The sequence below is a fragment of the Tolumonas lignilytica genome (genome assembly GCF_000527035.1).
GTDB classification, from domain to species: domain Bacteria; phylum Pseudomonadota; class Gammaproteobacteria; order Enterobacterales; family Aeromonadaceae; genus Tolumonas; species Tolumonas lignilytica.
Window position 1 is genome coordinate 2,492,108 of record NZ_AZUK01000001.1, and the last position, 24,385, is coordinate 2,516,492.

At 48.8% G+C, this 24,385-nt stretch carries 20 protein-coding genes; 8 read left to right on the forward strand and 12 right to left on the reverse strand.

What is annotated here, in order from left to right; all coding sequences use genetic code 11:
• Nucleotides 1–38: 38 nt before the first annotated feature.
• Both H027_RS0111575 and cysK read right to left on the reverse strand, forming a co-directional pair.
• Nucleotides 39–296, reverse strand: coding sequence for an HPr family phosphocarrier protein (locus H027_RS0111575; protein ID WP_024872621.1), 258 nt, complete (start codon nt 294–296; stop codon nt 39–41).
• 292 nt (nt 297–588) lie between these two features.
• Nucleotides 589–1,557 (reverse strand): cysteine synthase A, encoded by a 969-nt coding sequence (cysK, locus tag H027_RS0111580; protein ID WP_024872622.1) that lies wholly within the window; start codon nt 1,555–1,557, stop codon nt 589–591.
• A 253-nt stretch (nt 1,558–1,810) separates the two neighbouring features.
• On the opposite strand from cysK, the gene H027_RS0111585 reads away from it, so the two are divergent.
• Entirely contained in the window at nt 1,811–3,355 is a 1,545-nt protein-coding gene (locus tag H027_RS0111585; protein WP_024872623.1) for a L,D-transpeptidase family protein, read from the forward strand.
• 59 nt (nt 3,356–3,414) lie between these two features.
• Here the strand turns inward: H027_RS0111585 and cysZ are convergent, their stop codons facing one another.
• Nucleotides 3,415–4,155, reverse strand: a complete 741-nt coding sequence (gene cysZ / locus H027_RS0111590) for a sulfate transporter CysZ (protein ID WP_024872624.1) — start codon at nt 4,153–4,155, stop codon at nt 3,415–3,417.
• A gap of 373 nt (nt 4,156–4,528) precedes the next feature.
• Between cysZ and zipA the strand changes: the two genes are divergently transcribed.
• Both zipA and ligA read left to right on the forward strand, forming a co-directional pair.
• Nucleotides 4,529–5,305, forward strand: a complete 777-nt coding sequence (zipA, locus tag H027_RS0111595) for a cell division protein ZipA (RefSeq protein WP_024872625.1) — start codon at nt 4,529–4,531, stop codon at nt 5,303–5,305.
• A gap of 94 nt (nt 5,306–5,399) precedes the next feature.
• On the forward strand, nt 5,400–7,460 hold the full coding sequence (gene ligA, locus H027_RS0111600) for an NAD-dependent DNA ligase LigA (RefSeq protein ID WP_024872626.1): 2,061 nt from the start codon (nt 5,400–5,402) through the stop codon (nt 7,458–7,460).
• 51 nt (nt 7,461–7,511) lie between these two features.
• Here the strand turns inward: ligA and H027_RS18920 are convergent, their stop codons facing one another.
• Nucleotides 7,512–7,652, reverse strand: coding sequence for a hypothetical protein (locus tag H027_RS18920; protein ID WP_161632456.1), 141 nt, complete (start codon nt 7,650–7,652; stop codon nt 7,512–7,514).
• A gap of 238 nt (nt 7,653–7,890) precedes the next feature.
• Here H027_RS18920 and purL point away from each other — a divergent pair, with 238 nt between their 5' ends.
• On the forward strand, nt 7,891–11,781 hold the full coding sequence (purL, locus tag H027_RS0111605) for a phosphoribosylformylglycinamidine synthase (RefSeq protein WP_024872627.1): 3,891 nt from the start codon (nt 7,891–7,893) through the stop codon (nt 11,779–11,781).
• A gap of 93 nt (nt 11,782–11,874) precedes the next feature.
• Here purL and H027_RS0111610 read toward each other — a convergent pair whose 3' ends face one another.
• Together H027_RS0111610 and H027_RS0111615 are read right to left on the reverse strand one after the other, a co-directional pair.
• A complete protein-coding gene (locus H027_RS0111610) occupies nt 11,875–12,375 on the reverse strand; it encodes an NlpC/P60 family protein (protein WP_081741483.1) in 501 nt (166 codons plus the stop codon).
• Nucleotides 12,372–12,935, reverse strand: a complete 564-nt coding sequence (locus H027_RS0111615; RefSeq protein WP_024872629.1) for a YceB family lipoprotein — start codon at nt 12,933–12,935, stop codon at nt 12,372–12,374. Before H027_RS0111615 ends, H027_RS0111610 begins: the two co-directional genes overlap by 4 nt.
• An 88-nt stretch (nt 12,936–13,023) precedes the next feature.
• Here H027_RS0111615 and cls point away from each other — a divergent pair, with 88 nt between their 5' ends.
• Complete coding sequence (cls, locus tag H027_RS0111620) at nt 13,024–14,499, forward strand: cardiolipin synthase (RefSeq protein WP_237657948.1); 1,476 nt, start codon at nt 13,024–13,026, stop codon at nt 14,497–14,499.
• A 64-nt stretch (nt 14,500–14,563) separates the two neighbouring features.
• Entirely contained in the window at nt 14,564–15,961 is a 1,398-nt protein-coding gene (locus tag H027_RS0111625; protein WP_024872631.1) for a DUF945 family protein, read from the forward strand.
• Nucleotides 15,962–16,041: 80 nt separating this feature from the next.
• Here H027_RS0111625 and purU read toward each other — a convergent pair whose 3' ends face one another.
• Complete coding sequence (purU, locus tag H027_RS0111630; RefSeq protein WP_024872632.1) at nt 16,042–16,878, reverse strand: formyltetrahydrofolate deformylase; 837 nt, start codon at nt 16,876–16,878, stop codon at nt 16,042–16,044.
• 182 nt (nt 16,879–17,060) lie between these two features.
• Here purU and H027_RS0111635 point away from each other — a divergent pair, with 182 nt between their 5' ends.
• The gene (locus H027_RS0111635) at nt 17,061–17,663 is read left to right on the forward strand and encodes a DUF4202 domain-containing protein (RefSeq protein WP_081741484.1); all 603 of its coding nucleotides are present in this window, start codon (nt 17,061–17,063) and stop codon (nt 17,661–17,663) included.
• Nucleotides 17,664–17,723: 60 nt separating this feature from the next.
• Entirely contained in the window at nt 17,724–18,197 is a 474-nt protein-coding gene (locus H027_RS0111640; protein WP_024872634.1) for an LEA/WHy family protein, read from the forward strand.
• 36 nt (nt 18,198–18,233) lie between these two features.
• Here H027_RS0111640 and H027_RS0111645 read toward each other — a convergent pair whose 3' ends face one another.
• From H027_RS0111645 to H027_RS0111665, 5 genes are all read right to left on the reverse strand, one after another.
• Nucleotides 18,234–19,817, reverse strand: a complete 1,584-nt coding sequence (locus tag H027_RS0111645) for a sensor domain-containing diguanylate cyclase (RefSeq protein ID WP_024872635.1) — start codon at nt 19,815–19,817, stop codon at nt 18,234–18,236.
• Nucleotides 19,818–19,977: 160 nt separating this feature from the next.
• Nucleotides 19,978–20,439 carry a hypothetical protein gene (locus tag H027_RS0111650; protein ID WP_024872636.1) on the reverse strand — a complete coding sequence of 154 codons (462 nt, stop codon included), beginning with the start codon at nt 20,437–20,439 and terminating at the stop codon, nt 19,978–19,980.
• A 98-nt stretch (nt 20,440–20,537) separates the two neighbouring features.
• Nucleotides 20,538–21,461: a 2-hydroxyacid dehydrogenase gene (locus tag H027_RS0111655; protein WP_024872637.1), complete on the reverse strand. Its 924-nt coding sequence runs from the start codon at nt 21,459–21,461 to the stop codon at nt 20,538–20,540.
• A 151-nt stretch (nt 21,462–21,612) separates the two neighbouring features.
• Nucleotides 21,613–22,113 carry a thiol peroxidase gene (tpx, locus tag H027_RS0111660; RefSeq protein WP_024872638.1) on the reverse strand — a complete coding sequence of 167 codons (501 nt, stop codon included), beginning with the start codon at nt 22,111–22,113 and terminating at the stop codon, nt 21,613–21,615.
• A gap of 185 nt (nt 22,114–22,298) precedes the next feature.
• The gene (locus H027_RS0111665) at nt 22,299–24,365 is read right to left on the reverse strand and encodes an alpha-amylase (protein ID WP_024872639.1); all 2,067 of its coding nucleotides are present in this window, start codon (nt 24,363–24,365) and stop codon (nt 22,299–22,301) included.
• Between the last annotated feature and the right edge of the window lie 20 nt (nt 24,366–24,385).

Consider the following 24,385-nt stretch of genomic DNA (forward strand, 5'->3'; position numbering starts at 1 on the left):
ATAGGGATAAAAAAAGTGCAAAAACAGAAAGAGCCGGATTATTCCAGCTCGTCCATCAGTGCTACCAATTTATCAACAGCTTTTTTCTCATCACTGCCTTCAGCGCGGATAGTGATAGTAGTACCTTTGGTCAGACCCAGAGTTTGCAGTTTGAACAAGCTCTTGGCGCTGGCAGATTTGCCGCCACTGATAACGGTTACTTCGCTTTGAAATTCTTTTGCTTCTTTAACGAATTGAGCAGCAGGACGTGTGTGCAGGCCGTTTTCAGCAGTAATCAGTACAGACTTCTCGTACATTTGTTCACCCCAAATTAAATAAATCCATATTGTCGAGCGCGCTAAGGATAGCATTACACAGCTGCTGAGATAAACGATTTTGCATATTAAATCGAGATTTTTTGAATAATGTTACCGAGATGTTATTGATAAAATAACGAGTTGTAGTGCTTAAATAGTTGCTTCGTTAATCAAAGAGTGCATGTTTTGCCATATAGGTTATTGAATGTTGACTAACTTGATAAAAGTAAACGATATGGAATAAAAAAAGCACGCTGTCGCGTGCTTTAAATGTAAGAGATAAGGGCTGAACTTATGATTGCAGCTCTTGTTCCGTGAAAATACCTTGGAACAATACGCTGGAGAGGTAACGCTCACCGGAACTTGGCAGAATGACAACAATTGTTTTGTTTGCAAATTCAGGCAATTCAGCCAAACGGTTGGCAGCAACCACGGCGGCACCAGAACTGATACCGGCAAGAATGCCTTCTTCTTCCATCAGTCGACGGGCCATGGCAATGGCATCATCACTAGTCACTTTTTCTACCCGATCCAGCAGCGAGAGATCCAGGTTGCCAGGAATAAAGCCGGCACCAATGCCTTGAATTTTGTGTGGGCCCGGCTTCAGCTCTTCACCGGCCAGTTTTTGGCTGATCACGGGCGATTCGGCTGGCTCAACAGCCACGGAGATGATTTGCTTGCCCTGTGTTTTCTTGATGTAGCGGGAAATCCCGGTAATTGTACCGCCAGTACCAACACCGGCTACTACGACGTCAACCTGACCATCGGTATCATTCCAGATCTCCGGGCCTGTTGTCTTTTCGTGAATTTCAGGGTTTGCCGGATTTTCAAATTGTTGCAGCAGTACATATTTTTCCGGGTCAGCATTAACCAGCTCTTCTGCCTTGGCAATGGCGCCTTTCATTCCCAAAGGGCCTTCGGTTAACACCAGATTAGCACCTAATGCTTTCAATAGCTTACGCCGTTCAAGACTCATGGTCGCAGGCATGGTCAGCGTAATGCCGTAACCGCGTGATGCCGCAACAAAAGCCAGTGCAATCCCGGTATTACCACTGGTTGGCTCAATAATTTCTTTGCCTGGTTTCAGAATGCCTTTTTTCTCAGCATCCCAAATCAAATTGGCACCGATACGGCATTTCACGCTAAAGCTTGGATTCCGACTTTCAACTTTTGCTAATACATTGCCTTTACTGACGCGGTTCAGGCGAACCAGAGGCGTATTACCAATGGTCAGTGAGTTATCTGCATAGATTTTGCTCATGTTCGCTCCTGCGAGTAGGTCTTTATTGGAAGTAGGTTAATCTTAAATGCAAGGATAGGAAATGCTGTTTTGTTATAACCATATGTAATAACAAGATATAGACCATTACCCAATAAATGCTATTTCTTTGCCGCGTAAAATAATCAGCGCATGCGGCATTGTTTTAGGCATAATTACATCTATTCAAAATAATAGCGTATTACTTACCCCTGCAAATTCTTCAGAAATAACGTCAGGGCTAAGGAGGAAAGGAATGCGTGGTAAATTAATGTCGACAGCAGCGGTAGCCCTGTTGGCATGGAGCAGTAATAGTTTTGCTGTTAATGTTGAATATCAAGGAACATTAACTGATTCGACCTATGAAGCCAAAACGGCCCTGCCGTTGCCTTCTGTTGCCGTTCGGGCTGAATTAACCCAGCAGTTGATGGAAATTGCCATTACTGGCATTCATCCTGTTTTTTCTGATAGCTGGATTCAGTTAACCAAACAGCCTGCCTTGGCGCAAAATCCTGAAACCTATTACCGGATATATTCGCTGTTATCGCAATTTCGTCGCAATTGGCATGCCTTGGATTGGGATTCCAGACAGCATTTCCATCTGAAAAATTTCCGCCCGGATATATCTTCGGTCAGCCGTCATGACTATGCCGCGTTATTACAAGCCAGTGATGTTGAAAGCCGTATTGATAAATTGAGACCGCAGACGGAAAACTACCTGGCCAGCCGTCGGGTATTACTTTCGCTTCTAAATGATTCGCGAAAAGCACCCTGGCCGAAGTTGCCTGATCTAAGAATCAAACCGGGTGATACGCATGAGGCTTTACCTGTCATTCGTGATGTCTTGATGCGCAGTGGTGATTTGCAGGCAGAAACATGGACTGCTGAACAAATGAAAAGCCCTGTTTATGATGATCAAACCGTATTGGCTGTTGAACATTTTCAGAAACGTCATGGTCTGGATGCTGATGGTGCTATTGGACATCGGACATTGAGCTGGTTACGCCTGCCACCCCAGATCCGAGCTGTGATTTTGGCTCGCAGTATTTTACGCGGCGATATTCCACAAAATGTTTCATCTCATCGTTATGTACTGGTCAATATTCCTGAGTTTCGTTTGCGGGTGCTAGACAAGCAGCAGGAAATTTTTACCAGTCGCGTTATTGTCGGAAAAACAGAACGTCCGACCCCGATTTTATCCAGTGAGATATCTAGTATTGTTGTAAACCCTGCATGGCATGTTCCATCACGGATACTACAACAGGATTTGGTTCCTAAGTTATTAAAAGACAAGCACTTTCTTGATAAGGGACAATATGAAGTGGTGAACTCACAAGGGGAGACGGTTGATCCTTCTGAGGTGGTTTGGGATGGCAGCGAAGAGAATTTTCCTTATCGGTTACGGCAAAAACCAGGCGACCACAATGCACTGGGGCGCTATAAATTTTATTTACCTAACAACGATGCCATCTACTTACATTCAACATCATCGCCGGGATATTTTAAACGTGACTTACGGGCGCTGAGCTCAGGATGTGTGCGGGTTGAAGAAGCGGATAGTCTGGCTCGTTTGCTGCTGAAAAACTCCAAATGGGATATGAGTAAACTTGACCAGTTCTTGAAGGAAGATACGACCAAGTGGCTGCCTGTGGTAGACCCTATCCCTGTTTATACAGTTTATTGGCGTAGTTGGGTTGATAAGAAAGGGCAGTTACAGCTCAGAGACGATATTTATCAATTTGATGACGATGCCAAAATGGCAAATACGGCCGTTGTGAATAGTCTGATCGGGCATGGTTAAGCGTTTTGTTGGATGTAAAAAAGGGAGACGATGAGTCTCCCTTTTTAATTTTCATCGAGTTAAACAGATTGGTCTTTCTGGTCATCGATCCACATGGCGGTACTGGCACATATAGCCATCGGCATCAGGAACAAATTGAGGAAGGGGACCGACCCCAAGAGCACAATTAAACCGCCAAATGAGAGATGGCGCCAACGTCGGCGAGCCAGGAGATGGCGCATGTCCAGAAAAGAGACCCGGTGATTGTCATAGGGATAATCACAATATTGAATTGCCATCATCCATGCAGAAAATAACAGCCAGATCCACGGGGCAACGAATTGACCGACGACTGGAATAAAAAACAAGATAATGCAAAGCAGTGTCCGGGGTAACCAATATTTGAGTTTTTGCCATTCCCGATGAAAGGCATTGTGAATTTCCTTCCAGAGTGGTCGTTCATCGACCTGATGCAGATCGGATACCAGATATTGTTCCACACGTGCTGCCAACATGCCGTTAAACGGTGCCGCCAGCCAATTTGTAGCCATACCAAAGACAAAACTGAACATAAATAAAATCACTAGAATCGCAATTGGCCATAACAGGAAAGTCAGCCAATGCAACCAGTCTGGTAACCACGCATTTAATGCATGCATGGCAATATCAAATCGCTGAAACAATAGATAAAAACCGAATGAAAAAAGTAATGTGTTGATTAATAAAGGAAACCAGACATAACGTCTGATACCTGGGCGCATCATAAGGTGCATGCCTTGAAGCAGATAACCGACTGCACTAAGGGGTTGAATATTTACCATTGTTGTTTTTCCAACAGCCATACTTATGCCGACTATTACAGATAGCCTGATATTTTGGTAGAGTCGAAGGAAGGAGATTTCATTGAAATACGTGATTATCTGTGAATAAGCGTTGTCAGCCAGCACTGCAAAACGGATAATGTGAATCAGGAACAAGTACTTATCGTTTATGACGACTAAGCTATAATCGGGTTATGGCAAAAGAAAGCAACTTAATCTGTCTTGACTGATTTCAGGATCGATTGACATGGTTTCTTATCAGGACTGTTTTAATGATGAGACATGCCGGATTGCGGGAAAATGCAAGGCGCTGTCTGTAGTCACTGATAAAGGGATGTCAACAACCAATTAAACATATATAGAGCAACGACAAATGCAGGATTTGCGAATTGTACTGGTTATTGTGGGCGCACTGGCCATTGCCGCACTGGTAATTCATGGCTTATGGACAAATCAACGTAACAAACGGGCGCATCAGAAAAACACCATGCCCAAAGTAGCTCCAGCCAGTAAGAGGAGCGCAGAATCCCGTGATGTCGATGGATTTGATGCCGATGGCATTGGTAAGGTGCGTGTCGTGCCTCGAAACGGTGGTGCGCCGGTGCGGGATGCAGAACCGGTTATTTCCTCTGTCCCTGAGTTTTCGGCTGGTGGAGAAGACGATGAAATTGTTGCCGAGCACATTGAGGAACCGGTGACTTCACCATCAGAACCTGCTGTTGCTGTTAAAGGTAATTGGAAGGATGTTTATGTCATCAACATTTCAGCGCGCGATGGGGCTTATATTTACGGGCGCGACCTAAAACATGCGTTACGTATTTTAGGTTTCCGCTTTGGTGAGATGGATATTTACCACCGCCATCTGGAAATGGACGGTCAGGGTGAAGTGTTGTTCAGTCTGATCAATATGATCAAACCGGGGACGTTTGAACCGAGTAAGATGGATCGTCTGATGACGCCAGGGATTTCTCTGTTCATGCAATTACCTTCGGCGGGTCGTGCGTTAGCTCATTTTGATCTGATGCTGAAAGCTGCAGATAAATTAGCCAGTGAAGTAGATGGTATTTTGCTTGATGCATCGCGACAGCCATTGAATGAATATTATCTGACACAATGTCGTGAAGAATTAAAAGCTTACGACCATCAATAACCCGCGATAGGGTGTTATGAATAAAAAAGAAGTGCGGCGTTGGCCGCACTTTTTGTCTGTAATAAAAACGCTCTGACAGTTTGAGACATCTGATATGAATGAAATCCAGTCACGTATGCATGCGTTGCAGCAGTTACTCGAACGGTATAACCGTGAGTATTATCTGAATGATGCGCCTTCAGTTCCTGATGCAGAATATGATCGTCTGATGAAAGAGTTGCGGGATTTGGAAATGACAAATCCTCAGTGGCTGGATCCTAATTCCCCAACGCAACGCGTGGGCGGCGCTGCACTCAGTGCTTTTGGTTCTGTTCAGCATGAACAACCGATGTTGTCACTGGACAATGTATTTAATGCTGAAGAACTGATGGCATTTGGGCGGCGCATTCAGGAGCGTTTATACACTAGTGACACCATTACGTTTTGCTGTGAACCGAAACTGGATGGTTTGGCTGTCAGTATTTTGTATGAACAGGGCGAACTGAGCCGAGCATCCACCCGAGGCGATGGCGTTACGGGTGAGGATATCACGCAAAACGTGCGTACTATCCGAGTTATCCCATTGAAATTACAGGGTGATGACCTACCTTCACGCATTGAGGTTCGGGGGGAGGTGTTCATGCCCAAGGCGGGGTTTGAACGCTGGAATGAACTGGCGTTATTACGTGGCGATAAGGTGTTCGCCAACCCGCGTAATGCTGCGGCCGGGAGCCTGCGTCAGCTTGATCCTGCCATTACGGCACAACGTCCACTGGCTTTTTATGCCTATGGTATTGGGGTGGTGGATGAGAATACATCATTGCCGGATTCACATTACGAACGGATGCAATATCTGAAACAATTGGGATTACCGATCAGTGGTGAGATTCGTCAGGAACAAGGCGTCGAGGGTTGTCAAACTTATCACGATTCTATTTTGGCAAAGCGCGATGCGTTGCCGTTTGAAATTGATGGAGTCGTCTTCAAGGTTGACTCAATCACGCAACAACAGACACTCGGTTTTGTTTCACGAGCACCTCGCTGGGCGGTGGCTCACAAATTTCCGGCGCAGGAAGAATTAACCCGACTGAATGATGTTGAGTTTCAGGTTGGCCGTACTGGCGCCATTACGCCTGTGGCCCGGTTAGAGCCGGTACAGGTTGGCGGGGTCACAGTTTCCAATGCGACACTACACAATGCGGATGAGATTGAACGACTCGGGGTCAAGATTGGTGACTGGGTCATCGTGCGCCGGGCAGGTGATGTAATTCCGCAGATTGTCGGAGTGGTGCTGGAAAGACGCACAGCAGAATGTCATGACATCTGTTTTCCGGAAAAATGTCCGGTCTGCGAGTCTCTGGTTGAACGTCTGCCGGGAGAAGCGGTCGCACGTTGTTCTGGTGGACTGTATTGTGCGGCACAACGAAAAGAGGCGCTGAAACATTTTGTCTCCCGTAAGGCGATGGATGTGGATGGTCTGGGCGATAAGCTGATTGAGCAGTTGGTGGATCATGAACTGGTTCATACGCCTGCAGATCTGTTCGTATTGAATAAACCACAGTTGCTGGGGCTGGAGCGGATGGGCGAAAAGTCAGCAGATAAATTACTGGCGGCATTGCAACAGGCGCGTGCAACGACCTTGGCCCGCTTTCTTTTTGCATTGGGGATCCGTGAAGTGGGTGAAACCACAGCACAAACCTTGGCACAACATTTTTCTGATTTACCTGCATTGCAGGAAGCAACAGTCGAGGCCTTGTTGAAGGTAGCGGATGTCGGTGAGGTGATGGCCAAGCATATTTATTACTTCTTCCGCCAGCAACATAATCTGGAGGTGATCCAACGATTGTTGGCACCGGTCAGTGAAGGTGGGGCTGGTATTCATTGGCAACCGGTAGAAAAGGTGGCGGTTGATGCGTTACCACTGCATGGTAAAACTCTGGTATTGACAGGAACGCTCTCACAGCTGAACCGGGATGCCGCTAAACAGGCATTGCAAGCTTTGGGGGCTAAAGTGGCGGGTTCTGTTTCTGCAAAAACCGATTTGGTGATAGCAGGTGAAGCGGCGGGTTCTAAACTGGACAAAGCACAGCAGCTTGGAGTGCCGGTTTGGGGCGAAGATGAACTGGTGGTGTTATTGCGTGATCCGGTTGGGATCGAACTTCCAGTTAAGCCGTGATGAATGTGTGAGTATGCCGTTTGTTCTCATGACAAACGGCGTTTGCTGGATTTAAGCTTGTTCGCAGATCAGAAAGAACGAACGATGGCGGTGCAGCGTCTTACGGTGTCGGGCAATACGCGCCACCAGACGTCTCACGCCACTTTGTAGCTTAGGTGTTTTACGTAAACGAATTCTTCGTCTGTTTAACATAGGGCTTCCCCCCTTTGTAATTGTTGTTTTGTTGTTATCAAGGTAGTGATAACACATTCGGAATGAGAAAGAAAAGAGAAAAGCGCGGCTTGTTACATAGTTTCAGCCTCATTCCGATATTTAATCGCATAGTTCCGTGACAGAACGCTGCTTTTCGGTCGACAGTACCCCTCCCGCCTTCCTATAATACGCGCACTGCAATTTCCCCCCTCTATTACTTAGTGAGAGAACTGGCAACATGGAAATCTTACGAGGTGCGCCTGCGCTATCCGAGTTTCGTATCAGCAAATTGAAGGATGCATTTGCTGAAAAATCCTTACCTGTGCATGATGTCTATGCCGAATATATGCACTTTGCCGATGTCTCGGCTCCCCTCTCGGAGGCGGAACGGGTAATACTGGAAAAATTGTTAACCTATGGCCCGACTATCGCAGAACATACGCCGACAGGCTTGCTGGTTCTGGTTACTCCCCGCCCTGGTACTATCTCCCCCTGGTCATCGAAAGCAACAAACATTGCACACAACTGTGGTCTGAAACAAATCAGCCGTCTGGAACGTGGCATTGCCTATTACATTACGGCAGATGCGTTAACGGCGGAACAGCAGCAAACCATTGCCGCACTGTTGCATGACCGGATGATGGAAAGTGTGTTTGCCGATCTGAATGCAGCTACGGCACTGTTTGCTCACCACGAACCACGCCCACTGACATCAATTGATGTACTGACGGGGGGCCGTGATGCTCTGGTGAAAGCCAACATCGAACTGGGTCTGGCACTGGCAGAAGATGAAATTGACTATCTGCTGGAAAGCTTCAAAAAGCTGGGTCGCAACCCGAACGATATTGAGCTTTATATGTTTGCGCAGGCTAACTCTGAGCACTGCCGTCATAAGATTTTTAATGCTGACTGGACGATTGATGGTCAGAAACAGGATAAATCCCTGTTCAAGATGATCAAAAATACGTTTGAGCAGCACAACGACTATGTACTGTCTGCGTATAAAGACAATGCGGCGGTGATGGTGGGCAGTGAAGCGGGTCGCTTCTTCCCAAGCCCGGAAACCGGTGAATATCAATATCATCAGGAGCCGATTCACATCCTGATGAAAGTGGAAACCCACAACCATCCGACTGCGATTTCTCCGTTCCCAGGTGCCGCAACTGGCTCTGGTGGTGAAATTCGTGACGAAGGTGCGACCGGTCGTGGTTCCAAACCAAAAGCGGGCTTGAGTGGTTTCACCGTCTCTAACCTGCAGATCCCGGGGCATCGTCAACCATGGGAAACGGATTTTGGAAAGCCAAGTCGTATTGTCAGCGCACTGGACATCATGATTGATGGCCCACTGGGGAGCGCTGCCTTTAACAACGAGTTTGGTCGTCCGAACATTCTGGGTTACTTCCGTACCTATGAAGAAAAAGTGTCGAGCCACAATGGTGAAGAGATCCGTGGTTATCACAAGCCAATCATGCTGGCGGGTGGTTTAGGTAATATTCGCGGCGAGCATGTGCAGAAAGGTGAAATTTCTGTCGGCGCGAAACTGGTGGTGCTGGGTGGCCCGGCGATGAATATCGGTCTGGGCGGTGGTGCTGCCTCTTCCATGACCTCTGGTCAGTCAGCCGAAGATCTGGATTTTGCATCAGTACAACGTGAAAACCCGGAAATGGAACGTCGTTGCCAGGAAGTCATTGATCGTTGCTGGCAGATGGGTGAACACAATCCGATCCTGTTTATCCACGACGTGGGTGCAGGCGGGTTGTCAAACGCGATGCCTGAGCTGGTGAACGATGGTGGCCGTGGCGGTAATTTCTCACTGCGTGCCATCCCGAATGATGAACCGGGCATGACCCCGCTGGAAATTTGGTGTAACGAATCGCAGGAACGTTATGTTCTGGCTGTGGCGGCGGATCAGCTGCCATTGTTTGAAGATTTGTGCCGTCGTGAACGAGCTCAATATGCAGTAATTGGTGAAGCGACAGCAGCACAACACCTGACACTGCAAGACAGTCATTTTGACAATAAACCGATCGATTTGCCGCTGGATGTGTTGCTGGGTAAAGCACCTAAGATGCATCGGGATGTGACCAGTCTGCAGGTTCAGGGTAAGCCATTGGATCTTACTGGTGTAACGGTGAAAGATGCAGCGGAACGTGTGATGCGTCTGCCGACCGTTGCGGAAAAAACCTTCCTGATCACCATTGGTGACCGTACCGTAACTGGTCTGGTTGCTCGTGACCAGATGGTTGGCCCTTGGCAGATCCCGGTAGCGGATTGCGCGGTAACGGCGGCGTCTTACGACACTTATGCCGGTGAAGCGATGTCAATGGGTGAACGCACACCACTGGCATTGCTGGATCATGCTGCATCTGCCCGTATGGCAGTCGCGGAATCACTGACCAACATTGCTTCTGCACAAATCGGTGAAATGAAACGCGTTAAGCTGTCTGCAAACTGGATGGCTGCAGCGGGTCATCCGGGCGAAGATGCCGGTCTTTACGCCGCAGTTAAAGCGGTGGGTGAAGAGTTGTGCCCTGAGCTGGAACTGACTGTACCGGTTGGTAAAGACTCTATGTCGATGAAAACCCGCTGGCAGCAAGATGATGAACAAAAAGAAGTGATTGCTCCGTTGTCACTGATTATCTCTGCCTTTGCCCGTGTGGATGATGTGCGTAACACCGTCACACCGCAACTGCGTACCGATAAAGGCGAAACCGACCTGATCTTTATTGATTTGGGTAATGGTAAAAATCGTCTGGGGGCTTCTTGTCTGGCGCAGGTTTACAAACAGCTGGGTGATAAGGCGCCGGATGTTGAGTGTCCATCTCAGCTGAAAGGCTTCTTCAACGCGATGCAGACATTGGTTGCTGAACGCAAATTGCTGGCTTACCACGACCGTTCCGACGGTGGTCTGTTTGTCACTCTGGCGGAAATGGCCTTTGCCGGTAAAACAGGGATCAGTGTACAGCTGGATCAGCTGGCTACCGATGATCTGGCCGTCTTGTTCAACGAAGAGCTGGGTGCAGTGATCCAGGTGCGTCGTGAAGAGAAGGAAGAGATCCTGACCACGCTGGCCGGACACGGCCTGGCAGCCAATGCCTATGTGATTGGTACCCTGAACCAGAAAGATACACTGTGCTTTACTCGTAACGATCAAATCGTGATGTCAGAGCCTCGTGTTTATTTCCGTAAAATCTGGGCGGAAACCACACATCTGATGCAACGGATGCGCGATAACCCGGCTTGTGCTGACAGCGAACATCAGGCCAAACAGGATGTGAATGATCCGGGTCTGAATGTAAATCTGACCTTCGATCTGAATCAGGATGTCGCAGCGCCGTTTATTGCCAAACGAGCTTATCCGAAAGTGGCTATCCTGCGTGAACAGGGCGTGAACTCGCAGAGCGAAATGGCGGCGGCGTTTGATCGTGCTGGTTTCAGTGCGATTGACGTGCACATGAGCGATATCCTCGAAGGTCGTTTGGATCTGGCTGAATTCCAGGGGCTGGCCGCGTGCGGTGGCTTCTCTTATGGTGACGTGCTGGGTGCCGGTGAAGGTTGGGCAAAATCGGTGTTGTTTAACAGCCGTGCGCGCGATGCGTTCCAGAGTTTCTTCCATCGCAATGACACCTTTGCATTGGGGATCTGTAACGGTTGTCAGATGATGTCAAACCTGCGCGAGCTGATCCCGGGGGCTGATCTGTGGCCACGTTTCGTTCGCAATGAATCTGAACGTTTTGAAGCCCGTTTCAGTCTGGTCGAAGTGCAACAGTCACCATCTGTATTCTTCCAGGGCATGGCTGGTTCCCGTATGCCGATCGCCGTTTCACATGGTGAAGGCCGAGTAGAAGTTCGCGATGCTGACCATCTGTCTGCTATCCAGAACAGTGGCACTGTCGCGGTACGTTTTGTGGATCACTACGGTGTTGCAACAGAACGTTATCCGTTCAACCCGAATGGTTCACCTGCAGGTATTACCGGTCTGACTACCACCGATGGTCGCGTCACGATCATGATGCCGCATCCGGAACGTGTCATGCGTACCGTTGCCAACTCATGGCATCCGGATGAATGGGGTGAAAACAGCCCATGGCTGCGCATGTTCCGTAATGCGCGCGTGTTTATCGGGTAATCGGTCAAGGTATATAAAAAGCCGCTCATCAAAGAGCGGCTTTTTTATTTCTGAATCTTTTTATTTTCGAGAACTGAGTATTCGACGTTAACTCTATTGCGACAGACGGCGGGCCTGCCAGTAACTACGTTGCCAGTAGGGTTGATTCAGATCAGAAATCATGACGCCTTTTGTGGTGGAGGCGTGCAGGAATCTGTTTTTTTCCACCATCACACCCACATGGCGAGTGCGTTTGCCGATATTGAAAAAGACCAGATCGCCGGGGCGTAATTGTCGGCTGGAAATTGCATGGCCGAGTTGTGCCTGACTACCGGTATCGCGGGGTAACTGCATGGCAAATTGCTGACGGAATGTCAGTTGGACAAAGCCGGAACAATCTACCCCTCTGCGGCTTTCGCCGCCATCTCGATAAGGTACGCCCTTCCAGGCCTTGTATTGGTCATAGAGTGCGGTACGCGTATAAACCGGATCGCTGAGCCCTGATGAATAGTGGGGTGGTGATTCTATCTGACTTTGGCAACCAGCAAGGAACAGCGTCAACAGTATGACTCTGCGTAACAAAGTGGGCATCACGAATCGTGAAACAGGATTCATTGTGCCGCTCCTGTTTTATGGACATCTGTGTGTAATCGCAACTTGCCCGGTAGAAGTTCAAAGCGGGTGACATGCTGTTTCAGCCAGCGTTGATCTTTGTCATGTGTATTAAGGACATAGGCCGGTTGTTGAGCCAGCCGGCTTTGCAACCCCTGCACCAGATAACCGACTAACGGTGCAAACTCTTCCTGTACTTCGGTGGGTTTGATTTGATAATGCGTGAGGGTGAAATTGTCGAGATAGACTGCACCACTTTGTATCTGATATCGCGGTTTTGCTTCAAAATCAGCGCTGATTGTTCCATCGACTGCCGGTTTACCGGGTAAACTAAGAGTAAAGTGGCCGTTGCTTTGTACTTGTGCCATCCCGGCTTTTTGTCGGCCAAGCAACACTTGCATTGAGTCGATATTAACATCTACATCAAACAGGCCGGGTAAGCCGTATTGTTGTTGATATTTTGCATTTTGATTTACATAGCGGGTGAGTTCTTGTTCCGTAATGTCGATAGGGCCGCCAGCCTGGCTGCTAAGAGACAGAGTCAACAGAAGAGCATGCAACATGATATCGCCTTATCAAATAACCTGAATGCAGGCTCATCATATCATTCGTTGCAGCTCACACCAGCGTCTAAGTGATAAGGATAATGAAATGAAAACTCAGATGAACCTGCTGGATGTGTTGTACGACTTGCTGGGTTTTCTGGCGTTTGGTTTTTATGTCATCGTGGTAGTTGTTGTTGTCTTTCGCGTCATTATGAAACGTCGTCCGATCGGGGTTTCGCTGGCTTGGCTCTCATTAATTCTGGCCATTCCGATTGTGGGAATTTCGGCTTATCTGATCCTGGGCGAGGTGAAGCTGGGACGGCGACGTGCCAAATTGGCGCAGGCCATGTATCGTCCCTATATCACTTGGTTACAGCGTCTGGTTGCGGGTTTTTCTGAACAACCGGTTGTTCCTTCGGCTAAGGCCAATCCGCTGGTTGCCCTTATCAAATCAAGGCTGGGTATGCCCCTGCTGGGTGGTAACCGCATCATGTTGCTTTCCAAGCCGGAGGCCATCCTCGATCAACTTATTAGTGATATTCAGCAGGCGCAGTACACCTGTTACCTGGAATTTTATATCTGGCAACCGGGCGGCAGGGCTGATGTCGTCGCTGAAGCCCTGATGCAAGCCGTACAACGCGGAGTGGATTGCCGGATTTTGCTGGATTCAGTGGGGAGTGACGACTTTTTTGATACGGAGTGGCCAACCCGGTTATTGGATGCGGGCGTCAGGGTGGTTGAGGTATTACCGGTCAAAACCTGGCGGATACCGTTACACCGTCAAGATCTTAGGATGCATCGTAAACTGGTCATCATTGACGAGAAAATTGCGTATACAGGCTCCATGAATCTGGTTGATCCGGCACTTTTTAAGCAGTCCAGCGGCGTGGGGCAATGGATTGATGTCATGGTTCGTGTCATGGGACCGGTGGTTTCAGTGATCTGGTCATTATTTATTCGTGACTGGGAGATGGAAACCGGAGAGCGACTACTTGACGCCCGTGAACACAAACCGGAATACTGGATCGAAGAGGGGCATCATGTGCAACTGATCCCGTCGGGGCCGTTCGTCGGGGGGGATTGTATTCAGCAGATCCTGCTACAGGCAATCTATCAGGCTGAAAAGAATCTGGTGCTGACGACCCCCTATTTTGTACCGGATGACCCGTTGGTCGCGGCATTGCAATCGGCTGCGGCGCGAGGGGTGTCGGTGCAGTTGATTATTCCTGAGCGGAATGATTCCCGAATGGTTAACTTTGCCAGTAATGCCTTTCTGGAAGAGTTATTGGTTTCCGGTGTTGAAATCTATCGCTTCCAAAAGGGGTTATTACACACCAAGAGTGTATTGGTCGATGATGCCCTGGCACTAATTGGGACGGTGAACCTGGATCGGCGTAGTTTATGGCTGAATTTTGAAGCCACGTTGCTGATTGATGATCATGCTTTTGCCACTATGCTTAAAGAGTTGCAGCAAGATTATATTCACCAGGGACATCGGCTTCAGTTGGCCGATTGGCAGCATCGCCCGTGGAAACAACGAATGCTGGAAAATGTGTTTTATCTGTTTAGCCCACTGCTGTGAATGTTGGGATGTGATGTAGAAATATCGGGGTTACGGACAGCTTCAGAATAAGAAGGATCACGTCATGGGTTCAAAAATTATGCTCACGGTTGTTGGCTTGTTGCTGGCAATTGTGGTGTCTGCCATTGGTGCCAGTTGGTATACCGCCCAGAAAATGGACGAATACATCCAGCTCAGCCTGGAAAATATCAACCGCAGTAATGTGATGAAAGCCAGTTGGTATCCTAAATCCTCCTGGCCTTTTACCCGAAATGGCGTGTTGCATGTCGTGATATTTAATCAGCATATGCGAAGCAATGCCGAGGCGGGGCCGATAAACATTGATGATCCTCGCTCCTTGGAACGGGCCAAAGAACGGGCGGCGGCACCTTTGCCAAAGCGGAACGATGAACCTGTGCAGCTTTTCATTAATGTGTCCAATTCCATGTTTCCTTTTATGGTGAGTGGCAATGCGGCACTGGATATGTCACGCGGCACCGCCAGTGAACTGGTGAAACAAAAATCGATCCCGGCGGAATTGCCGATTGCCTTTACCTGGAAATACTCCGCATTGACGCAGGCTTTTAAAATGCGACTGAGCATGGATCATTGGTCGATCAATCAACCACATCAATCAGTTGATGTCGGTGCGGCCGAGGTATCTCTCAAAGGGGATATCAATGATGAGCTTGAACTCGATTATGGCTGGAGAGGACTCAAAGTTGTTTTTAGCCAATCACTGCAAAACGGTTTTGAGGTGTTACCGATCGAAGGTAACTCATTGATCCGTAACTTTTCAGGTATTTTGATCGCGCCTGAAGGTCATATGATACTAAATGGTTTTCGACTGTCTGCGCCTGATCTGAAGGTGGACATGGGTAAACTGCAATTTGATTCGGTGATGTATGAGGTTTTGGCTGAAACGAGTCCCTTACTAAATATGAAACACAACATTGCACTGGATAAATTTCTGTTTGATTCGCCCCAAGAACATTTCCATTTGAATGACTTGTCGTTCGGTCTGGTTTTTAGCGGGTTGAACAAACAGGGGGTTGAAGAACTGGTGCAGGAGATGCGTGCAGAGCAACCCGACTTCGTACAGGTCATGAAAAGCCTGAATAAGATTACGTCCAAAGTATTACGACTTGATTTGGCTAATTGTCAGATGAAATTGAATCAGGGCAGGGTCACAGCCAGCGGTTATTTAGCATCGCTGCCATTTGAGGTGGAGCAATTGATCCGCGCACGCGCCGCCGCGACACCGGATCCGCTGAAGTTTATGTTGCAGGGCGATCTGTCGATTTCGGCAGAAACCAATGCCTTAACGGCGTTACCTGCCGATATGCGACAACAGCTCGATCAGCTTCGTCAGCAAGGATTTGTAAAGGCCGATAGCAAAGGCGTTAGCAGTCACTTGTTACTCAGAGGTGGTGCATTGACTGCCAATGACAAACTTATTCCGATGAGTGCTCCAAATCCATAGCATGTAATGCATGTGACGCCATGGAAAATACAAAGGGCGACAGTTATGTCGCCCTTTTATTTGTTGAAGACCAGCAGCTGTTATTTGAATACGACGGTTTTGTTGCCGTAAACAAAGACGCGCTCTTCTGATACTGCAGTGAGTGCCTGATTGAGCACGGAACGTTCCCCATCCCGGCCGGCTTTGGCCATGTCCTCGGCAGAGAAGTTATGGTCAACCCGGATCACACCCTGTTCGATGATCGGACCTTCGTCCAGATCGTTGGTAACAAAATGCGCGGTCGCCCCGATGATTTTCACACCTCGGTCAAAGGCCTGCTGATACGGACGAGCACCGATGAAGGCGGGCAGGAATGAATGATGAATGTTGATGATGCGATAAGGATAAGCAGCGACAAACTCAGGTGTCAGCACCCGCATATATTTTGCCAGCACCACATATTCGGGCGCATATTCATCGATGATGGCACGCATTTGGGCTTCGTGTTCTTCACGGCTTAAGCCTTCATGGCTGACATGATGAAATGGAATATTAAATTTGGCCGTCAGATCTGCCAATACATCGTAGTTACCAATGACTGCGACTACATCCAGATTCAAGGCACCTTCATAGCATTTGATCAGGATATCACCCAGACAATGCGCTTCTTTGGTAACCATGATGACGACGCGTTTTTTCCCGACTGGAACTAAACGACGGCTCGCACCTTGCGGCAGGGTATCATCCAAATCACCCAGCAGTGTTTCATCATTGAAACGACCTTCCAGTTCGGTACGCATGAAAAAGCGACCGTGGGTATGATCAACAAACTCATCGTTCTTGATGATATTCAGCTGGTGTTTGTAACAAATATAAGTAATTTTCGCGATCAGTCCCTGAGCATCAGGGCAGTCAGTCAGAAGGATTTTGCGTTTCATCCCGAGGTTTTCCTTAGAAAAGGGCCACGACCAATAATGGCGCAACACTATGCCACAAAACGGCGGTTATAGCAGCGAAAAATCCCGTAATTACACCAATTCCAGCCTGAGACGGGAGTAGGTGAAGTGGGCAAGATACGTTACTATTTAAAAGAATGTTATCGCCAGATGAGAAGAATGTTATGTCTGCTGAAATGAACTCTGAATCGCGTTTTATTCGTACGATTGCCGCATTTGATCAGGCGAATGCAAATGACCCTCGTCAGGAGCGGGATGAGAATGGTCTTGAGGTGGCTTATGAGGTGTTGTATGCCCGCCGGATGAGCGAGATGTTACGGCATTTTTGTCCGCATGCATCAGAAGCCCTGCAACTGGCGGCCCGTAGCCAGCATATCGAGCGCTGGTTGTTACCGCGTGAGCTTTATCCGCTGGATCGCAAAGGATATTTGCAATGGCGCAGTGAGCTCAAAGAACGTCATGCCATCCGCGCCGGTGAAATCATGCAAGCGGAGGGGTACGACTCGGTGATGTGCGATCGGGTTGCGGCGTTACTGAAAAAAGAGAAGTTGAAAAGTGATGACGAAAGCCAGACGCTGGAAGATGTCATTTGTCTGGTATTCCTGCAGTTTTATTTTTCGGAATTTGCCAAGGCACATGACGAAGCCAAGTTGATTGATATTTTACAGAAAACATGGCGCAAAATGTCAGATGCCGGACATCAGGCCGCATTGAAATTACCGTTGTCGGAAGATGAACTGGCTTTAGTGACCAAGGCTTTATCGTAAAAATAAATTGACCCGTTCCACGGGAATTAACCCGAAAGAAGTAACATCAGGAGTTGTAGTATGCTGAAGTGGTACCGCTGTGTGTTGACAGCCATAGCATTAACGTTGACAGGGTGTGCGGCGTTGCAGCCCAAATTGGAAGCGCCGTCGGTGGCTGTCAATTCGGTGAAGGTCATGCCGGGGCAGGGGTTAAATCTGCGTTTTCTGATTGGTCTGCATGTTCAGAATCCGAATGCGATCCCGTTACCGATCCACGGTATTAATTATACCGTCGCATTATCCGGTCAGCCGGTTGTTTCTGGCAATTCGCAGAACCAACCGACCATTCCTGCACACGGCGAGCAGGATGTAGAGATCGAAGCGGTGGCTGATCTGGTCAATGGGCTGTCGCTGGCCAATACCTTGTTAAGTAATCCTCTGCAACAGGAAGTGCCTTATGCGGTGAAAGCGGCCGTGGATGTGGGGGCATTTCTGCCCAATATTCCGGTACAAAAAAGCGGTACGGTTAATCTGACGACCGGCACTATTCGCTAAATCGGGTGAGGAGCCCAGACAAGCGGTTTGGGCTCTTCATAATGACAGCGTACTTTGCGGGTCATAAACCCTAATTCCCCGTTTCCCACCTTGTTTTACCTGATACATGGCCAGATCGGCACATTCAAAAGCACTCGTAAATGTGGCTGCATGTTCCGGACAGATGGCAATACCGATGCTGGCACCGACGTTGGCGGTTTTCCCTTTGCCAATGTCGATCGGTTCACTGATTTTCTGCAAAAAGCGTTGGGCCAGTAATCTGGCAATGTCTTGCGTCGCATCGGCAAGGGCAAGCACAAACTCATCACCGCCCCAACGCGCGACAATATCGGTTTTTCGGGTCAACAGGCTTAACCGGTTGGCGACTTCAATCAAGACTTTGTCTCCCGCATCATGACCTTCGATGTCATTAACGCTTTTGAAACCATCCAAGTCGATCACGATTAAGGCGATCGGTTGATAATTTTTGCTGGCTGCCTGAATCATTTGATCCATTTGCTGTTCGGCAACCCGGCGATTTTTCAGATGGGTCAGATGATCATGGCTCGCTTCATGTTTTGAGGCGTTAAGTGCTTCATGCTGACGAGTGATATCATTGATAAAGAACAAAATCACATTTTCACCAGCGTCATTGATGGCCTCTTTCGCTGTGACGCTCACCCAGCGGCGCAGCCCATTTCCCTGCGATAACAATTTGACGTCAAAGCTGGTATCGCTTTTTTCCTCCAGAATGGTGGCTATTTTTTCCATAAATTCGTCAGGATTTTTGACCAGCAGACTGATCCATTCTGCGGTGTGGAGTAAATGTGGTTGTGATGATGTCGATGCGATCATCTTCTGGAAAGAGGGATTATAAGCCAGCAGATTCAACGCTCTGTCAGTGATCGCAAGCGCATTGATCGAAAGCTCAAACACCGTGCGAAAATTATTAGCGGTGAGTTCCAGTCGATCTCGTAATTTTTTTTCATCGTAAATTTGTTGTTGCACCTGATCCAGCAATTGATTCACGGTTTGCGAGAAGGTTTCTAGCTCTGTTTCCTGTAGCAGTTGCGGAATGAGTAGTCGTTTTGCATCACCCGGATGAATATGATGCAGCTCTGCCGTGAGCTGGCTGACCGGCCGTGTGATAAACAGCCAGATCACCATGATAAGAAACAGCAGTGTCAGTATGACGATAAAAAAGGTGAAAACACTCATTTCTAACGCCGTATCTTGCGCCTGTTGCTGCACAAATTCCTGATCAGGGGTGACGATTAGGCTGCCAACATATTCTCTTTTTCCAAACGGCGAATAGAGTGATCGTGTGATAGCGGGAAAAGCTGAGCTGTTCGTTTGTCCGTCTTGCAGAATATATTGATCTGTTTTGATGGTGACACTGTGGATGAGCTTATTCTGTGACAAACCGTTTAAGACATCCTCAGCAATCAGTTTATTACCAGTGTATGCTGCAATTTCTGCGGTTTTGAGGACGGTAGTGATTAATTGTGAGATGGCCTGCTGGCTGCGGGCCTGTTCGCGGTTATAAGCAAAATGATAAAAACGATAAGACCCTGCCATCGTTACCAGTGTAACGAACAGAGCGACGAGCAGTGACAGACGCAGATGAAGGTTGAGCTTCATGGATAAAATCCTTATGAATCATCATGTGCGATAACATATAGTTATTATTTCTATTTGTTATTCTGTACTCGTGCTCTGTAAGGTGTTGCCTTGATCTAAGTATGGCAGGGGATAGCCATTTTCCAGGAAATTAGTGGATAAATGGCTACCTGATGTGTGATCAGCAATATTCGCCTTCAATCAAGAACTCATCAATGATGTCGGTGAATTCCGGCCATAACTCTTCCGGCACGGCGGCTTCAGGATCGTCTTCATTGTCACCGTAGTCATCCCAGAAATAGCTGCGCAGCGCGTTGGCAAATTCATCATCGATCTCGGCCAGTTGCGCCAGAGTACCGAACCAGACAATACGGCGCAGACTCTCAGTCAGATCATTTAATTGTTCCATGAGTTCCTGATCATGCCGGCTTTGCTCAATGAGCAATTCAAAACGAGCACGTGCATTTTCGGTCTGATCTTCGTCGAGTTCCCCGGTATCGGCCAGCAGGTAAATGTAATCATTCAGCAGGTATTCAATCAGATCATCTCGCTGATGAAACCAGTGCCACTGGCTCCCTTTATTACCAAGTAAGGATGCGTCAAAGGAACTGTCTACATGGCAAAGTGCCCACTGATTTTCCATCGCTTGTTCTCCACTCAATTAAATCTGGGATGGGGATTGAAATTGCGCAGCGAATATAAGGCATTTTCCCTGCCTGCTCTATCTTCTTTTGTAGTCGTTCAATAACCGCGATGTCGATCGACCTGCCCGGGTACGGGTAACCCGTTGGCCAATAGCTGCATGTTGGCCGCAATCTGGGCGACCGCCTCTTCCGGAATGGTGTCAGCAGCAATATGTGGAGTGATCAGCACCGACGGATGCTGCCAGAATGGGTGCTCGGCAGGCAGTGGTTCTTCGGCAAAGACATCGAGCAACACAAAGCGCAGATGTTGCTGATTGAGCAGATTGAGGAGTGCTTCCTGATCAATCAATGTACCGCGCCCGGCATTAATCAAGGCGGCGTTTTTGGGTAATAACGCCAGACGTCTGGCATCCAGTAAATGCTGGGTTTCATCGGTGGCAGGTAATATGCTGAACAGAACATCGGTTTCAGGTAATAAGCGATCCAGTGCGTCGCAGCCATGGACACAATGTACATGTTCGATGCTTCTGGCCTGACGACTCCAGCCACTGACCGGATAACCCAAGCGAGCCAGATTTTGTGCAACCTGCATTCCCAACTGACCTAACCCTAGGATCGTGACCCGGGTCTGTTTGGCCAGTCGGGTCGGTTGCGGCTGCCAAACACCTACCTGCTGTTGCTGACGATAGATATCCATTTGTCGTTGGTAGTGCAACAGACCATACAGAGCATATTCCGTCATTTGTTGTGCCATGCCGGCATCGGTAAGGCGAATGAGGGTCACGTGTTCCGGAATATCATCACGGTGCAGAAATTTATCAACGCCCGCACCCAGCGTGAAAATAACCTGCAGATTTGGAAAACGCTGAAAGAAGGCGACTGGAGGCTTCCAGGCCACCACGTGGGTGACGGCTTCTGCATTGACTTCCTGCGGCCAGCAAGCAATCGACCAGTCAGGGAGCGCTTCTTGTAACAGACGATGGTAGTGATCCTGTTGATCAGGGGCATACAGATAGAGCATAGACGGGTTCGCTATGTGGGATGGAGTTGTATATGCAGTATAGCAAGACAGGCTGTGGGTGACAGAGCCGAGAGGGTTGTGGTGACAGTGCCGTGTCTGACTGGGTTGTCACGTTTCAGACACGGCGCCGCAGAGATCTGTCTACCGGAAATTATGCCAGCACTTTCAGTGCGGCATCGTAATCAGGTTCGTGAGTGATTTCTGTCACCAGCTCGGCATGCAGTACTTTATCGGCTTCGTCCAGCACGACAACCGCACGTGCGGTCAGACCAGCCAGCACGCCATCGGTAATATCAACACCGTAAGCCTGCTTGAATTCAGCGCCACGCAGGGTGGAAAGGGTCACGACATTATCCAGACCTTCAGCGCCGCAGAAACGAGCCTGTGCAAACGGTAGATCGGCAGAGATACACAGCACGACGGTGTTTTCCAGTTTGCTGGCCGCTTCGTTAAAACGACGCACAGAGGCGGCACAAACGGAGGTGTCGACGCTTGGGAAAATGTTCAGTACTTTACGTTTACCGGCAAACGCGGCCAGTGACACATCCGCCAGTTCTTTGTTAACCAGAGCAAACGGTTTGGCTACCGCGCCAGCTTGTGGGAAGTTGCCGTTCACAGTTACCGGATTGCCAGCCAGAGTTACAGTTGCCATGTCACTATCTCCTTGCAGATGAAAAATGAATTGTGCGCAATTTAATTGCTGTCAATTAATGTAACCGATTTAACAGATATTCAACAAGTATATTTGGTTTTAAACGAAACGCAGGGAGATCAAACACAGAAGCAGAAATGAGACTGCCAACACGGGGTTGGCAGTCTGTGGTGTCTTTTCAACAATTAGTGGGCTGGTGTTCCTCCCCATACCACCATGACTTTATCCTGCTGGTATTGTCGGCTGAAAGCATAATAGTGCGGATCATGCTGTGAGGTTTGCAGACCTTCACCGATCGCCGGATGACGGGCGCGGAACTGGCTGATTTTCTGCCAGTGTGCCAGCAACGCGGCGTTGTCGCCGGTGATGTCTTTCCAGTTCATATCAGAGCGGGTGCCCTGGATCGGATCAGAACCGGTCGGCCCGAACTTACGACCACTTTCATCACCGTAATAGATCTGCACGGCGCCAGGAGCCAGTAGCAGCAGATTGCCAGCCATTTCCTGTTTATGGATGTCATTTTTGGCATCATCATTAAAGAACAGGCGAGTGTCGTGTGACGAAATATAACTGAGTACATTCATGGATTGCAGTTTTTCAGCCATCTGTTGATAGGTGTTATCAATAGACGCATAACAACCGAGTGCCTGCTTGGCCTGATCCTGAAAATCGAAATTGATCATGCTGTCAAAACCATGCTGGAAATAGTCGCTTTTCATGACGCCGTGTCCCCAGGCTTCACCGGTCATCCAGAAAGGAGCATTATCCAGCGCTTCCTGCGGATGGGCTTTTTTCCATTCGGCCAGCGCTTCGGTGGCTTGTTTTTTCAGTTGATCCCAAGCCGGTTTTTCCACATGTTTGGCGGTGTCGACGCGGAAGCCGTCAATGCCATAATCCCGCACCCATTGACTGAGCCAGTGCGTGATGTAATCGCGCGGGGTATAACCCGGGATCTCTTTGGCATTGGTATCTTTTTTATAGCGGAAGAAATTCGGTAACCCACTCGGTTGGGTAGATTCGGTTTTCACATCCGGCAGAAAGGCGAGCGACATGGTCAGATCGTCGTAACCAGGGGCATCATAATTGCCGATACCGCTGCGAACCCATTTCTTACCCCACCAGTTTTCCCAGGCCGGGCCATCACTGAAGTTGATGTAATTGTTAAAGCTGTGCCAGTTTTCGCCTTTGCCCGGTTTCCAGTCAGTCCAGTGTTCGCCGAGTATTTTTTTCTGTTCCGCCGGATTCAGGTGTAAGGCGCCAAAGTGGAATTCCTGCATGTCGGCCAGTGTCGCATAACCGACATGGTTCATGACAATGTCAAACAAGATGCGGATGCCGCGCTTATGCGCTTCGCTGACCAGTGTTTTCAGATCCTGCTCGGTACCCATGTTGGCGTCGAGTTTGGTCCAGTCCAGTGTGTAGTAGCCGTGGTAGGCGTAATGCGGGAAATCGCCGTTGTTGCCGCCGCCAATCCAGCCGTGGATTTGCTCCAGCGGAGAGCTGATCCAGAGTGCATTGACGCCGAGCTGTTGCAGGTAATCGAGTTTGCTGGTGATCCCGGCCAGATCGCCGCCGTGGAAGGTGGCAATTTCCTGCTGACCATCACTTTTTCGGCCATAGCTGTGATCATTGGCGGGGTTGCCGTTGGCGAAACGGTCGGTCAGCGCAAAATAGACCGTGGCGTTATGCCAGTTGAACGGCGCGTTTTGTGTGGTAGCTGCCGATTCGAGCAGCAGTAAACCGCCGCTTTCTTTCGCCGGTTGCATGGTGATTTTACCCTGCTGTACGACGGCGGTTTGCCCGCTGTAATAGTCACGGACGGTCTCGCCGTCTTTGAAGGTCTTGCTGACATCGACTGTCAGCGGTTTGCCGTCTGAAACCGGGCATTGCTGGGTCAGGTTGGTCGTGTTACTGACCGCCGTGGTTTTTACGCTCAGCAATACGGTGGGGGTCCCGCTGCGAGTATCAATTTTTATCTGATAATCCCCGTCGCGATAGAGGTGCCAGTCCACCACCGGCTGTGAGCCGCACGGTTGCAGCGACAGCATCTGGTTCAGCTTGGGGGCGCTGGTGGGTTGCCAACATTGATTGTCGGCTTTAAAGCGTAACGGGTAGGTTCCTTTATTCAGCGTCGCGGTGCTGGTAAAGATCCCGCTGGGGTCTTCTTTGAATGCCGGGAATTTGGGCAGATCCCATTGGGCGAAGGCTGCCGACGGTAAAAGGAATAACAACGGAAAAGCGAGACGTTTCATTCTGTTTCCTCAGACAAAAA